The sequence below is a fragment of the Blastococcus sp. SYSU DS1024 genome (genome assembly GCF_054050795.1).
On sequence record NZ_JBJHAA010000025.1, the window covers coordinates 1 to 13,509 of the forward strand.

The window sequence follows — 13,509 nt, forward strand, 5'->3', positions numbered from 1 at the left end:
GCAGCGCACCGCAGGCCCTCGCCGAGCTGTGCGCGGAGCTGTCGTCCGCCCTGGGGGCGGCCGCGGGCTGATGCCCGCCCCGCCGGTCGGGCCGGCGCGGGGGGGGGGGGGGGGGGGGGGGGGGCCCCCCCCCCCCCCCCCCCCCCCGCGTCCGGCGCCGACCGCCCCAAGGGGTGAACCGCACCGACCCCGCCGCGCGCGCCCGGTGCCCCGTGGCCGAGGATGTCGCAGAATGCTCAACCAGCCGGCCGGGTCGCTCCGGTCCGAGGGCGCAGGGGGCTGCATGGCTCAGGTGGTGGACGGGGACGCGGCGGTGGCCGGTCCGGCCGCCCGTCACCGTGCGCCCGCACCGCCGGTGCACACCCACACCGCCGCGCTGGTCGGCTCCGACGCGGAGCTGCTCGCGGCCGCCCTGCCCTACGTGGACGACGGCCTGCGCGACGACGACCTGGTCGTCCTCTGCTGCCCGCCGGAGACGGCGGCGGCGATCGGCCGGGAGCTGGGGGAGCGCGCCGGCGCCCTGGCATCGGACCCCCGGGTGTGCCTGCTCGACACCCCCGTGCCCGACGCCGTCGCCGCCACCTGGGAGCTGATGCGGCGAGCGAGGGAGACCGGCTCGGGCCGGCTGCGCGTCGTCGGCCAGGTGCAGTTCGGCCCCGCACCGCGGAACTGGCGGGAAGGCCTGCGCTACGAGGCCGCCGTCAACATCCTGCTCGCCGCGCGGCCGGTCTCGGCGCTGTGCCTGTTCGACCGTCGCGAGCTCCCGGCCGAGGTGCTGGCCGACGCAGCCGCCACGCACCCCGAGCTGCTCACCGGCGGCCGGCTGGAGCGGAGCGGGGCGTTCGAGGAACCCGCCGACTACGTGCGCCGCCTGCCGCTCCCCCGGGAGCCGATGGAGGACGGTGCGCCGGCGTTCGCGATCGAGGACGCCCCGTCGCTGGGGGACCTGCGCCGGGAGCTCCGCGCGGTGATCACCGCCCGGGTGCCCGATCCGGACCAGGCCGCCGACCTGCACCTCGCCGCCAGCGAGATCGCCTCCAACGCCTTCCGGCACGGCGCCCGGCCGGTCTCCGCGCGCGTGTGGGCCGACGGCGAGGGGCTGGTGTGCACGATCACCGACCAGGGCGAGGGCTTCGACCTGCCCTGGGCCGGCTTCCGCCCCGCGCACGGGGTGGATCTCGCCAACGGCGGCATGGGGCTGTGGCTGGCCCGCAAGCTGTGGGACCACGTGGACCTTCTCCCCGGTCCGTCCGGCTTCTCGGTCCGCCTCAGCAGCCGGCTGCGCTGATGCGCGACGGCCCAGCTGCGGCGTCTGGGCGGTTACGGTGAGCGACGTGGAGGACGCCGTCGACCTGATCCTCGAGCAGTGGGCCCGGGAACGTCCGGATCTCGACTGCTCCCCGATGGGGATCATCGGGCGGATCACGCAGCTGCAGCGGGAGGTCCACCTCGCGCAGCGGGACACCTTCGCCCGGCACGGTCTCGACGCGCCGTCCTTCGACGTCCTGGCGGCCCTCCGGCGGGCGGGCGCCCCCTACCAGCTCACGCCCACCGCCCTGATGCGCACGGCGCTGGTCACCTCCGGGGCGATCACCCAGCGGCTGGACCGGCTGGAGGAGCGGGGCCTGATCACCCGTGAGCGCAGCGAGGCCGACGGGCGGGCCGTCGTCGTGACGCTCACCGACGCCGGCCGGTCGGCCCTGGACGCGGCGCTGCCCGACCACCTGGAGACCGAGCGGCGGCTGCTGGAGGCCCTGCCGTCGGGGGAGCGGGAGCAGCTCGCGGCGCTGCTGCGCCGCCTGCTCGTGGGCCTGGGCCGGGTGCCGCAGCAGCCCTGACCCGTCGCGGCGGGCTCAGCCGAGCACGGTCTCCGTGCTCGCCAGCAGGGTGCGCGAGTCCTTGCCCGACCGCTTCGCGGCGTACATCGCGGTGTCGGCCCGGTGCAGCAGCTCCTCGGCGGTGCAGCCGGCCTCGCCCAGCGCGCCGCCGATGCTGGCGGTCACGGTGACCGTGCGGTCGCCGATCTCCACGGGGGCCCGGAGCGCCGCGAGCAGGCGGTCGGCGACCTCGCGCAGGCGGTCGCCGTCGGCGTCGTCGAGCAGGAGGGCGAACTCGTCGCCGCCCAGCCGCGCCACCACGTCGTCCCCCCGCACGTCCGCGGACAGCCGGCCGGCGACGGCCAGCAGCAGCTCGTCGCCCGCCGCGTGCCCCAGGGTGTCGTTGACGCTCTTGAAGTCGTCGACGTCGACGAACAGCACCGCCGGAGCGGCGCCCGACGCGGCCACAGCGGTGGCCAGGGCCAGCCGCTCGTTGAAGGCGGTGCGGTTGAGCAGCCCGGTCAGCGGGTCGGTGCGGGCCTGACGTCGCAGCTCGTCCTCGAAGAGCTTCCGGTCGGTGACCTCCCGGAAGTTCACGACCCAGCCCTCGATGCCGACGGCGTCCACGCGACCGCTGATCCGCATCTCCACCCACCGGGTGCCACCCGAGCTGTGCTGCACCCGGATGTCGGTGTCCACGACGCCGGAGTCCCCGCCTGCCGAGCGGCCGGCCGCGGCGACGGCGGCCCGGAGGCGAGGCTGATCGCGGGGGTCGGCCAGTGAGATGGCGTCGCGCCCGACGTAGTCCGCCGGGGGACGGCCGAGCAGCGACTGGACGGCCGGGCTCATGTAGCTGACCGACCCCGCGGCGTCGACGATGGCGATGACGTCGGCCGCGCTCTCCAGCAGGAGCTGCAGCCGGGCCTCGCTCGCGGCCAGCGCGAGCCGGGTGCGTTCGCGCTCCCGGCTGAGCGCGAACAGCCGCCAGAGGGCCAGACCGGTCAGCAGCGCGCTGCCCCCGCCCAGGACGTAGCCGATCCCACCGTGGTCCGCGGTCCACAGGATCAGCACGGCCGGGCTGACGAGCAGGACGGCGCCCACGGCGACGACCCGGCCGAAGGTGGTGTCGGGGTCCGTGGACGGGCCGGGCCCCAGCGCGGTGACCGAGGGGTGCCGGCCGGCCAGGCAGAGCGCGGCGACGGGGAGGAGGGACAGCGGGTCCAGGATCGCGGACTCCCGCAGCACGGAGCCGGTGAGGATGGCGCCGCCGTACGCCGCCACGGCGAGCGCGGCGGCGGCGAACAGCGCCGTCGTGGTGACCGTCCGGCCCCGGGTGAGGGCCAGCGGCACGCAGACGACGAACAGGACGGCGGTGAGCACGGGGGTCCCGACGCTGACCTCGACCAGGTCCTCCGCATGCGCGTGCCGGTCGCCCTGCACGGCGAGGAGGATGAGACCGGCCGCCAGCAGGAAGGTGAGGGTGTCGGTCCACGAGGCCAGGTCCCGTCGCCGCCGGCCGCCCCGGACCACGCCCACCGCCCCGACGACGAGCGCCGCGTACGCGGCGACGTCGAGCGCGGCCTCCAGCGGTGTGCTCAATCCCGGCGCGAGGCCGAGCTGCGAGGCGACGTCCGCCACGCAGCTGAGCGCGAAGAAGGCGAGACCGGCCGCGAGGCCCGACCAGGCCACGACGAGCGGGGTCCGGTGCACCCGCAGCGCGGTCAGCACCCCGGCGAACCCGAGGGCGTAGAGCGGGATCTCGGCGGCCGGGCGCCACGGACCGACCGGGACGAGGGTGACGACCAGGCCGATGCCCAGCACCACCAGCGCCGTGTGCAGCCATGCGGCACGTGCGGTCGGGGCGTCGGAGCCGGTCACGCGAACCCATCGGCAGGGACGACGCGGTCCTTGATCGCCTCACCCCACGAGGGGTGACGTCCGTGCTGGTCAGACGGTCGGGAGGTCCTCGGGGCGGAGGTCGGGGCGCACCCGGACGAAGCGCAGCGGGTGGCGGAACACCCCGGCCTGGAGGGCCGCGTCGGCGCTCACCTCGACGACGGTGGTCGGCTCGACCCGGGTGAGGGGTACGGCGAGGCGTCCGCCGCCGAAGCGGCCGGTGCCGATGCGCTCGGGCCACGGGTGGTCGGGGCCGGCGGGGCGCAGGACGGCGGCCAGCTCGGCCGACTGCGCCGGCGTGAGCGGGCTGCTGCGGCCGACGACGACGAGCTCGCCGTCCCGGTACCGGCCGGCCACCAGCTGTCCGGGCCGCTCGAGGGAGCCGATGACGCCGCCGGCGAGCACCTCGGTGGTCTCCCAGCTCTTGACCTTGAGCCACTCGCGGCGTCCCGGCGCGTAGCGGGTCGCCGCGCCCTTCACCACCAGCCCCTCGACGCCGGCGGGGCGGAAGTCGTCGAACCACTGCCGGGCCTCGACGGGGTCGGCGGTCACCGGCGAGAGCTGCAGCGGCGGGGCCCAGCCGCCGGCCAGCCGCTCGAGGGCGGCACGCCGCCGGGTGAACGTCCGGCCGCGGAGGTCCTCCCCGCCGGCGGCGAGCAGGTCGAACGCGACGTAGGAGGCCGGCGCGGCCGCCACCTGGGCGGCGATGCGGCCGGCCGAGGTCACCAAACGCCGCTGCAGCAGCCCGAAGTCCAGCCGGTCGCCGTGCCAGATGACGACCTCGCCGTCGACGACCGTGCCGGGGGGCACCTGGGCGAGGGCGGCGGCCGCGACGTCGGGGAACCGGTCGGTGAGCTCGCGTCCCTGCTTGGACCACAGCCGGGTCGAGCCGAGGTCGCGCACGACCACCAGCCGGTAGCCGTCCCACTTGGGCTCGTACCGGCAGCCACCGGTCAGCGCCGTGGGTGGCGGGATGTCGCGCACCGGCTTGGCCAGCTCCACGGCGACCGGCCCGGCGAGCTCGGGCGGCAGCGCGGGCAGACCCGGGGCGGACAGGGGCACCCGGACAGCCTGCTGGCCGGCCGGGCGCCGTGCACGCCGACAGCGGCAGGTCACACCCGTTCGAGGGCCGGTCGCCACGCTGCGGGGTCGGCGGGCTGCGCCGCCCGGCGCCGGCGTCAGCTCAGCGGGTCGCCCGTCCCAGCACCAGCAGGGCGTAGGCCGCCAGCGAGGGGCCGTCCGTGAACCGGCCGTCCATGATCATGGCGCGCAGCTCGTCCTCGGGCACGAAGGCGCAGACCATGTCGGCCTCGGTCACCTCCCGAGCGGTGGCTCCGGCCGTGAGGTCGGTGGCCAGCCAGACGTCGAACTGCTGGGTGGACAGGCCCGGCGCGAGGTCCAGGCGGCCGAGGTGCGTCAGTGACCCGGCCCGCAACCCGGTCTCCTCGGCGAGCTCGGCCCGGGCCAGCTCCTCGGCCGTGCCCTGCGCGCCGTGGGACCAGGTGCCCTGCGGGAACTCCCAGGCCCGGCGGCCGACGGGGTGGCGGAACTGCTCCACGAGCCAGAAGCCGTCCCGCTCGGCGGGCAGCACCAGTGCGAAGTGGGGCTTCTCCACCACGCCGTAGACGCCCGTGGAGCCGTCGGCCCGCTCCACGCTGTCCTCCCGCACCCGGATCCAGGGGTTGCGGTACACCTCTCGGCTGCTCGTCGTCCGCATGGTGGCGAGCCTGGCAGATGCGTGGACGATGGACGGTGATGACCGAGCGGAAGCCGCCGGGGGTCTCGTTCGAGACCTGGGTGGAGACCCAGATCGCCCAGGCGCGGGAGCGCGGGGACTTCGACCGCCTGAGCGGCGCCGGCAAGCCGATCGCCGGCCTCGACCGGGAGCAGACCGCCTACGACTGGGCGGTGGCCAAGGCCCGGCGGGAGGGCATCGAGACCGCGGCCATGCTACCGCCCGGTCTGGCGCTGCGGCGGGAGCGCGACCAGCTGCCCGACCGGGCCGCGCGGCTGGCGACGCAGGCGGAGGTGCGGGCGCTCGCCGAGGACTACAACGCCCGGGTGGAGGCCTTCTGGCGCCGTCCGCAGGAGAGCCGGTGGTCGCCGGTGCCGGGCCTGGCCGACGTCGACGCGCTGGTGGCGGCCTGGGAGCGCGACCGTCCCGCCCCGGAGCCGGCTCCCGCCGCGCCCGCGCCCCCGGTGCGCCGCCGCTGGTGGCGCCGGCGCGGCTGAGCGGTCCCGCCGCGGCCTCAGCGCCGGCGCAGGCCGGCCGTCGTTCGCCGCTGGCGTATCCCGCGTCGGAGGCGCCGGACCCGGGTAGGGGCTGGGTCCGCCGAGAGGAGGCCGAGATGACCGAAGTACCAGGGACCGACCGCGACCAGGCCAGGGAGAACGTGCTCGAGGAGACCCCCTTCACGCCGGAGGGCGTCGAGCGGGACGCCTCCACGGAGGGCGACGAGGGGCAGACCGGCGACCAGGCCAAGCCGGAGGCCGGCAGCGCCGATCCCGGGACCTGAGGACGCTCTCCGCCCGCCGTGCCCGGTCGCAGGCCCGGGGCGGTGTCCGGGAACGCACTCGACCCCTGCCCACCGTGGTGGGCAGGGGCCGAGTGCGTGCAGCGGGTCCCCCGGCCGGGCGCGGTGCCCGGAGCGTCAGGGAGCGGGGTGCAGCAGGTCGAACTCGTTGAACGCCGCGCCGCCGGAGAGGGTGGCGTAGCCGGGGCCGCGGTCGAAGAACGGCTCCTCGCCGGTCCGCGCGCCGCGCAGCTCCGCCCGCAGCGCCTCGGTGGCCGCCTCGTCGGCGGTGCCGTCCTCGCGGACGGCGACGCCGTAGTCCGCGCGCGCACCCTCGACCGACACCTTCCGCCAGGCGATGTCCCGCAGCACCTCCTCGACCGGGCGGTCCAGCGGGTCGCCCCAGCCACCGCCGCCGGTGGTCCGGATGCGCACGACCGTGCCGGCCTTGAGCGGCTCGGCGTCGGCCAGGGCGTCGACGTCGTGCTCGTCGGGGCCGCCCGGGTCGACGGTGATCTGGAACGGCCGCCCGGCCTTGCCGCCCTTGACGCCCCAGCAGGCGAGGATCGAGCGGTCGGCGATCGACATGAAGTGCGCGTCGCGCAGCACCCGGATGTGCTTCTCGTAGCCGCAGCCGCCGCGGTAGCGGCCGGGGCCGCCGGAGTCCATCGCCAGCCCGAGGCGCTCGACGCGCAGCGGGAAACGCCCTTCGGTGAACTCCGTCGGCAGGTTCCGCGAGTCGGGGACGACGTGGATGGTGTCCTCGCCGTCGGCGTAGTACCGCCCGCCCGAGCCGCCGCCGAGCACCTCGCGCATCAGGTACGGCTCGCCGTCGAAGTCCGTCCCGTAGACGCCGGTGTAGCGGATCGTCTCCTGGTCGGCCGGCATCCGGCCGCCGGTGGCCTTGGCCAGGACGCCGGCGAGGACGCCGAGCAGCCGCAGGATCACGAAGGTCCGCGCGTTGGTCGGCGCCGGGAAGATCGGGGTGAGCAGCGTGCCCTTCTCCGGGAACCGCATCTCGATCAGCGGGACGACGCCCTCGTTGACGTCCAGCTGGGCCATGCGCTCGGGGCTCTCGGCCAGGTTGCGCAGGATCGGCGCCAGCCACTTCTTGAGGAAGTTGCCGTCGGCGTAGTCGCCGCAGTGGTTGATCGGGCCCTTGGCCTGCGGGCCGGTGCCGGTGAAGTCGATGACCAGCGGGGTCTCCTTGGTGGAGTCCATGATCAGCGTGATCCGCTGGCGGTGCAGCTGCGGCTCCTCGACGCCGTCGTGCTCGGCGTAGTCCTCCCACACGTACGTGCCGTCGGGGATCTGGCTGAGGATCTCCCGCCGGTAGACCTCCGTGGAGCTGTCGAGAATCGCGTCGAACGCGGCCTCCACCGCCGGGACCCCGTACCGGTCGAACAGCTCGCCCAGCCGTCGGGCGCCGGCCAGGCAGGCCGAGCACTCGGCGTCGAGGTCGGCGGCGAGCGAGTCGGGCATCCGCGAGTTGCGGGTCATGATCTTCAGCGCGCTCTCGTTGGGCACGCCGCGGTCCCACAGCTTGATCGGGGGGACCATCAGGCCCTCCTCGTACACGCTGGTCGCCGCGCTCGGCATGGACCCGGGCACCGCGCCGCCGATGTCGTCGTGGTGGCCGAACGCCTGGATGAAGGCGACGACGCGCTCGGCGCCGTCCACGCGCGCGAACACCGGCACCGTGACGCAGAGGTCGGGCAGGTGCCCGATCCCGCCCTCGGAGAGGTAGACGTCGTTGTGGAAGTAGACGTCCCCGGGGTTCATCGTCTCGATCGGGTAGTCGCGCACCACGGGGTGCACGAGCGCCGAGTACGAGCGGCCGGTGAGCTTGCGCAGCTGCCGGTCGTGGATGCCGGCCCGGAAGTCGTGCGCGTCGCGGATCATCGGCGAGCGCGAGGTTCGGCCGATGGAGGTCTCGACCTCCTTCTCGATCGCCGCCAGCGTGCCGGCGACGATCTCGACCAGGACCGGGTCGGCGGCGACGGTGCTGTCGGTGAGGCTCATCGGCCGGTCTCCTTCGTGAGGATCAGGTTGCCGTAGCTGTCCACGGTGGCGGCGAAGCCGGGGTGCACCGGGACGGTGGAGCCGAACTCCTCGACGATCGCCGGGCCGCTGACCACGTCACCGGGGGCGAGGTCGGGGCGGTTGTACGTGGGCGTCTCCACCCAGTCGTCGAAGAAGACGGGGCGCGAGCCCGTGACGGCCCGGTCCGTCCCGCCGTCGCCGGGTGCCAGCTCGACCAGGTCCGGCCGGCGGATCGGGCCGATGCCGCTCACGCGGAGGTTGACCCACTCCACGGCCTGGCGCGGGTCGTCGGCGAAGTCGTAGCCGTAGAGCTGGCGGTGCGCGGCGTGGAACGCCTCGGCGACCTGCTCGGTGGCCGCGGCGTCCAGGTCGCCCTCGGCGACCGGCACGCGCACCTCGAACGCCTGACCGACGTAGCGAAGGTCCGCCGTCCGCTGCATGCGCTGGGCGTCGCGGGCGAAGCCCTCGCCGTCCAGGGCGTCCTGCGCCTGGGCCTCGAGATCGGCGTAGACCGCGCGCACCCGCGCCAGGTCCAGGTCGACGTGCTTGCTGATCACGGTCTGCACGTAGTCGTTGCGGACGTCGACGGTGAGCAGCCCGAACGCGCTGACGTTGCCCGGGTTCGGCGGCACCAGCGTCCGCGGCAGGTTGAGGATGTCCATGAGCCGGCACGCCAGCAGGGAGCCGGAGCCGCCGAAGGTGGTCAGCGTGAAGTCGCGGACGTCGAGGCCCTTGGCCACCGTCACCTGGCGCAGCGCGTTGGCCTGGTTCCAAGCGGAGATCTCCAGGATCCCGGTCGCGGTGCGCTCCAGCGAGAGGTCCAGCTTCGCGCCGAGCTGCTCCAGCCCCGCCCGGGCGGCGTCGACCGACAGCGGGATCTCCCCGCCCAGCAGGTGCGGGGGGATCCGGCCGAGGACGACGTGCGCGTCGGTGACGGTCGGCTGGTCGCCGCCGTTCGGGTAGCAGATCGGGCCGGGGTCGGCGCCGGCCGACTTCGGGCCCACCTTGAGCGTGCCCTCGGGTGAGAGCCAGGCGATCGAGCCGCCGCCGGCGCCGACGGTGACGACGTCGATCATCGGGATCTTGCTGGGGTAGTCGCCCACCGACCCCTCGGTGGTGAGCGCGGGCTCGCCGTCGATGACCACGGTGACGTCGGTGGAGGTGCCGCCGCCGTCGCAGGTGAGCACCCGGTCGAACCCGGCGGTGCCCGCGATCAGCGCGGCGCCGAGCGCGCCGGCGGCGGGGCCGGAGAGCATCGTGGTGATCGGCTGGTGCACGACCTCGGCGGCCGACAGCACGCCGCCGTTGCTCTTCATCACGTAGAACGGCACGCCGGGGGCGATCTCGTCGAGCCGGGTGCGGATGTTGGTGACGTAGGCGCCCACCTTGGGCTTGACGGCCGCGTCGACCAGCGTGGTCACCGACCGCTCGTACTCGCGGTACTCGCGCAGCACCTGGGAGCTGATGCTCACCACGGCCCCCGGGTGCTCCTCGCGGAGCACCTCGAGCATGCGGCGCTCGTGCGCGTCGTCCGCGTAGGCGTGCAGGAAGCAGACGCCGATCGTCGAGATGCCGGCCTCGCGGAAGAACCGGGCCGCCGCGCGGGCGTCGTCCTCGTCGAAGGGGCGCACCTCCGCGCCGGTGTGGTCCAGCCGCCCGCGGACGGTGCGCACCAGGTCGGCCGGGACGATCCGCGGCGGCTTGACCCAGAAGTAGCTGTTGCCGTAGCCGTCGGGCACCGACTGGCGGGCGATCTCCAGCACCGACTCGTAGCCCTCGGTGGTGATGAAGCCGAGCCGGTCGAGCTTGCCCTCGAGCAGCTGGTTGGTCGCGACCGTCGTCCCGTGGCTGACGGCGGTGACCGCCTCGCCGGTCAGCCCCATGAGGTCGAGCACCTTGCGGACGCCGGTGAGGAAGCCCTCGGCCGGGTCGGCGGGGGTGGACGGGGTCTTGGTGGTGGTCGTCCGCCCGGTCTCCTCGTCCACGGCGACGACGTCGGTGAACGTCCCGCCGGTGTCGATGCCGATGCGAACCCGGCGTGCACTCATGAGCAGAAATCTTAGCGGTGAGATACCTCGTCCGGAAGGCCGCCGTCCGACGATTTCCGCACCGCTTCCGTCGCGGAGAGCGCGGGGCCTCCTCCGGCGTCAGGCCGGCCCGCCGTGGGCAGCCCCGTCCCCCCGGCGGCCGGCGGGCCGGTCGTCGCCGAGCTGATCGGCGCCGGGGATGTCGGAGAACAGCCAGGGGTCCAGGGGCTCGGACCGGCGGACCACGCTCACGGCCCCGGTGCGCTCGAGGACGACGCAGCGCACCTCTGCGAGGTTCCGGATGCCGGCCAGCCGCAGCTTCTGCCGCAGTTCGTCCTCGGCGACGTGCGCGGCACGCATGTTCTCGTGCAGCGGTGTCGAGCCCGCCATGAGCAGGACCGGCGGGCGGTTCATCAGCCGGTCGGCCCACCGGCTCCGCCGCAGCCGGGCCAGCGTGGTCTGGGTCGCGAACAGCGTGACCATGGCGAGGGCGCCCGTGGCCAGGGTGGGGTCGAGCAGCAGCACCGTCCGGCCGATGACGGCACCGAGCGCGATCGCACACCCCAGGTCGAAGCTCGACATCGTCGCCAGGCTGCGCTGCCCCACCAGCCGGACGCAGAGCACCAGCAGCAGGTACATGGCCACGGTGGTCAGCACCACCAGGCCGGCCGTTCCCCAGTCGATCCCCAGCTGGTCGCTCATCGGGCCTCCCGGGCGGCGGTGGACGGTCGGCCCCATTCTCGGGGGCGTCCGCCGCGGCGGCTGTGCGCTTCCGGGGCTCACCGGGGGACGGGAGGCCCGAGAGCTGCACAGTGGCGCTCAATCGGCGAGCGTGCGCAGGATCCGGGCCAGCGTGGCGCGGTCCTCGGGGCCCAGGCGGGCGAACAGCTCCGCGGAGTCGGCGGCCCGTGCCCGGCCGACCTCGCCGCGGACGCGCCGTCCCTCCGCGGTGGGGCGCAGCAGCACGGCGCGGCGGTCCCCGGGGTCGGGTGCGCGCTCGACGAGGCCGCGCTGCTGCAGCCCGTCGGCCACCTCGGTCGCCGAGCGCGGTGCGATGTGCAGCGCCTCAGCCAGGTCGGAGAGCCGGACGCCGTCCCGCTCGCAGACCACCCGCAGGGCCCGGGCCTGGTGCGGGGAGAGGTCCCAGGGCGCGAGGGCCTCGCGCCAGCGACGGCGCTGGGTGCGGGCCACGCGCATCAGCAGGTCGCCCAGCTCGCCGGTCCCGTCCTCCGCCACGGGGGAATGGTAGCGATCATCCGGAGGTTCCCGGACAGTGAGGTAACCTCAGCAACCCAGGACGGGGGTGGCGACATCAGCGAGACGATGACGGGCGGCGGCCGCGGCGGTGGCCGGGGTGGTGGCGGCGAGAACGCCGGCCGCAAGCCCGATCCGGCCGATCTCGCCCAGCTCGAGCGGTCCCCGGTCCGCTGGAGCCGGGTCGCCGGGCTGTTCCGGCCCTACCGCTGGCAGCTGGGGGTCGTGGTGGCGCTGATCGTGGCGTCCTCCGTCGTCGCGCTGGCCACCCCCTTCCTCATCCGCCTGGTCATCGACGAGGCGATCCCCGGGCAGGACGTCCCCCTGCTGCTGTGGGCCGTCGCCGGGATGATCGCCGTCACCGTGGTCACGGCGATCTTCGGCGTGGTGCAGACCTGGCTGTCCACGACCGTCGGCCAGCGGGTGATGCACGGCCTCCGGACGGCGGTCTTCACCCACCTGCAGCGCCAGTCGCTGGGCTTCTTCACGCGCACCAGGGGCGGCGAGGTGCAGTCGCGGCTGATGAACGACGTCGGCAGCATGCAGTCGGTCGTCACCTCGACCGCCACCTCGTTCGCCGCGAACGCCACCACGGTCATCGGCACGGTCGCGGCCATGGCGGTGCTCAGCTGGCGGTTGTCGCTGCTCTCGCTGATCGTGCTCCCGCCGGCCGTCTGGCTGACCCGCCGGGTCGCCCGCATGCGCCGCACGATCACCGCCCAGCGGCAACGGCACCTGGCCGACCTGCACTCCCAGGTCGAGGAGGGGCTGAGCGTCAGCGGCGTCCTGCTGGGCAAGACGCTGGGCGCGGGCCCGGCGCAGTCGCGGCGGTTCGCCGGCACGTCGGAGTTCCTGGTCGATCTCGAGGTGCGCTCGCAGCTGGCCGGCCGCTGGCGGATGGCCACCATGAGCATCGTCTTCGCCGGCATCCCGGCGCTGATCTACCTGGCCGCCGGACTGCCGGCGACGTCGGGCGGGATGACCATCGGCACCCTCGTCGCGTTCACCACGCTGCAGGGCGCGCTGTTCCGCCCGCTGATGCAGCTGCTCGACATCGGCGTCTCGCTGACCGCCTCCATGGCGCTGTTCAGCCGGGTGTTCGAGTACCTCGACCTGCCCGTCGACATCGACGACCCCGACGATCCGGTCGTCGTCGACGGCGCCTCCGTGCGCGGCGAGGTGCGCTTCGAGCGCGTCGGCTTCCGCTATCCGGACGGCGTCCGCCCCGCGCTGGCCGACGTCGACGTGACCGTGCCCGCCGGCTCGACCCTGGCGCTGGTGGGGGAGACCGGCTCGGGCAAGAGCACGCTGGCCTCGCTGGTGGCCCGGCTCAACGACCCCACCACCGGGCGGGTGCTGATCGACGGCATCGACGTCCGCGACCTGCGGCTGGCCGACCTCGCGCAGATCGTCGGCGTCGTCAGCCAGGAGACCTACCTGCTGCACGGCACCGTGCGGGAGAACCTGCTGCACGCCAAGCCCGACGCCACCGATGCCGAGCTGGTCGACGCCGCCCGCCGCGCGCAGGTGCACCAGGTCATCGCCGCGCTGCCCGACGGCTACGACACGGTGGTCGGCGCCCGCGGGCACCGGTTCTCCGGCGGGGAGAAGCAGCGGCTGGCGATCGCCCGCACGCTGCTGCGCGACCCGCGGGTGCTCGTGCTCGACGAGGCGACCAGCGCCCTGGACAACGAGACCGAGCGGGCGGTGCAGGCCGCGCTCGACGAGGCCGCCCGCGGCCGGACGACGATCACCATCGCGCACCGGCTCTCCACCGTGCGCGACGCCGACCGGATCGTCGTCCTCGACGCCGGACGGGTCGCCGAGCAGGGCACCCACGAGGAGCTCCTCGCCCTCGGCGGCCGGTACGCCCGGCTCGCCGGCATCGCGCAGCGGGAGGCCGTCCTCGTCGGCTGACCGGCCCCGGTTCCCCGCTCGTCCTCGCCGCGCGACCGCCGT

Annotated in this window: 12 protein-coding genes; 5 read left to right on the forward strand and 7 right to left on the reverse strand. The window is 75.0% G+C overall.

Going from position 1 to position 13,509, the window contains the following annotated elements; all coding sequences use genetic code 11:
• Nucleotides 1-283 precede the first annotated feature (283 nt).
• Both ACI79S_RS18045 and ACI79S_RS18050 read left to right on the forward strand, forming a co-directional pair.
• Nucleotides 284-1,288 carry an anti-sigma factor RsbA family regulatory protein gene (locus ACI79S_RS18045; RefSeq protein WP_456594820.1) on the forward strand — a complete coding sequence of 335 codons (1,005 nt, stop codon included), beginning with the start codon at nucleotides 284-286 and terminating at the stop codon, nucleotides 1,286-1,288.
• A gap of 46 nt (nucleotides 1,289-1,334) precedes the next feature.
• Nucleotides 1,335-1,838 carry a MarR family winged helix-turn-helix transcriptional regulator gene (locus ACI79S_RS18050; RefSeq protein ID WP_456594821.1) on the forward strand — a complete coding sequence of 168 codons (504 nt, stop codon included), beginning with the start codon at nucleotides 1,335-1,337 and terminating at the stop codon, nucleotides 1,836-1,838.
• Between the two features lie 15 nt (nucleotides 1,839-1,853).
• Here ACI79S_RS18050 and ACI79S_RS18055 read toward each other — a convergent pair whose 3' ends face one another.
• From ACI79S_RS18055 to ACI79S_RS18065, 3 genes are all read right to left on the reverse strand, one after another.
• Nucleotides 1,854-3,695: a diguanylate cyclase domain-containing protein gene (locus ACI79S_RS18055; RefSeq protein WP_456594822.1), complete on the reverse strand. Its 1,842-nt coding sequence runs from the start codon at nucleotides 3,693-3,695 to the stop codon at nucleotides 1,854-1,856.
• Nucleotides 3,696-3,764: 69 nt separating this feature from the next.
• Nucleotides 3,765-4,775: an ATP-dependent DNA ligase gene (locus tag ACI79S_RS18060; protein WP_456594823.1), complete on the reverse strand. Its 1,011-nt coding sequence runs from the start codon at nucleotides 4,773-4,775 to the stop codon at nucleotides 3,765-3,767.
• A gap of 121 nt (nucleotides 4,776-4,896) precedes the next feature.
• Nucleotides 4,897-5,430, reverse strand: coding sequence for an NUDIX domain-containing protein (locus tag ACI79S_RS18065; protein WP_456594824.1), 534 nt, complete (start codon nucleotides 5,428-5,430; stop codon nucleotides 4,897-4,899).
• A gap of 38 nt (nucleotides 5,431-5,468) precedes the next feature.
• On the opposite strand from ACI79S_RS18065, the gene ACI79S_RS18070 reads away from it, so the two are divergent.
• Nucleotides 5,469-5,945, forward strand: coding sequence for a DnaJ family domain-containing protein (locus ACI79S_RS18070; RefSeq protein WP_456594825.1), 477 nt, complete (start codon nucleotides 5,469-5,471; stop codon nucleotides 5,943-5,945).
• A gap of 116 nt (nucleotides 5,946-6,061) precedes the next feature.
• The gene (locus ACI79S_RS18075) at nucleotides 6,062-6,229 is read left to right on the forward strand and encodes a hypothetical protein (protein ID WP_456594826.1); all 168 of its coding nucleotides are present in this window, start codon (nucleotides 6,062-6,064) and stop codon (nucleotides 6,227-6,229) included.
• Nucleotides 6,230-6,364: 135 nt separating this feature from the next.
• On the opposite strand, the gene ACI79S_RS18080 is transcribed toward ACI79S_RS18075, so the two are convergent.
• The 4 genes from ACI79S_RS18080 to ACI79S_RS18095 form a co-directional block, all read right to left on the reverse strand.
• Nucleotides 6,365-8,248: a hydantoinase B/oxoprolinase family protein gene (locus tag ACI79S_RS18080; protein WP_456594827.1), complete on the reverse strand. Its 1,884-nt coding sequence runs from the start codon at nucleotides 8,246-8,248 to the stop codon at nucleotides 6,365-6,367.
• A complete protein-coding gene (locus ACI79S_RS18085; protein ID WP_456594828.1) occupies nucleotides 8,245-10,317 on the reverse strand; it encodes a hydantoinase/oxoprolinase family protein in 2,073 nt (690 codons plus the stop codon). Before ACI79S_RS18085 ends, ACI79S_RS18080 begins: the two co-directional genes overlap by 4 nt.
• Nucleotides 10,318-10,416: 99 nt before the next feature.
• Nucleotides 10,417-10,998 (reverse strand): DUF421 domain-containing protein, encoded by a 582-nt coding sequence (locus ACI79S_RS18090; protein WP_456594829.1) that lies wholly within the window; start codon nucleotides 10,996-10,998, stop codon nucleotides 10,417-10,419.
• Nucleotides 10,999-11,115: 117 nt separating this feature from the next.
• A complete protein-coding gene (locus tag ACI79S_RS18095; protein WP_456594830.1) occupies nucleotides 11,116-11,532 on the reverse strand; it encodes a MarR family winged helix-turn-helix transcriptional regulator in 417 nt (138 codons plus the stop codon).
• An 87-nt stretch (nucleotides 11,533-11,619) separates the two neighbouring features.
• On the opposite strand from ACI79S_RS18095, the gene ACI79S_RS18100 reads away from it, so the two are divergent.
• Nucleotides 11,620-13,467 (forward strand): ABC transporter ATP-binding protein, encoded by a 1,848-nt coding sequence (locus ACI79S_RS18100; protein WP_456594831.1) that lies wholly within the window; start codon nucleotides 11,620-11,622, stop codon nucleotides 13,465-13,467.
• Nucleotides 13,468-13,509 lie beyond the last annotated feature (42 nt).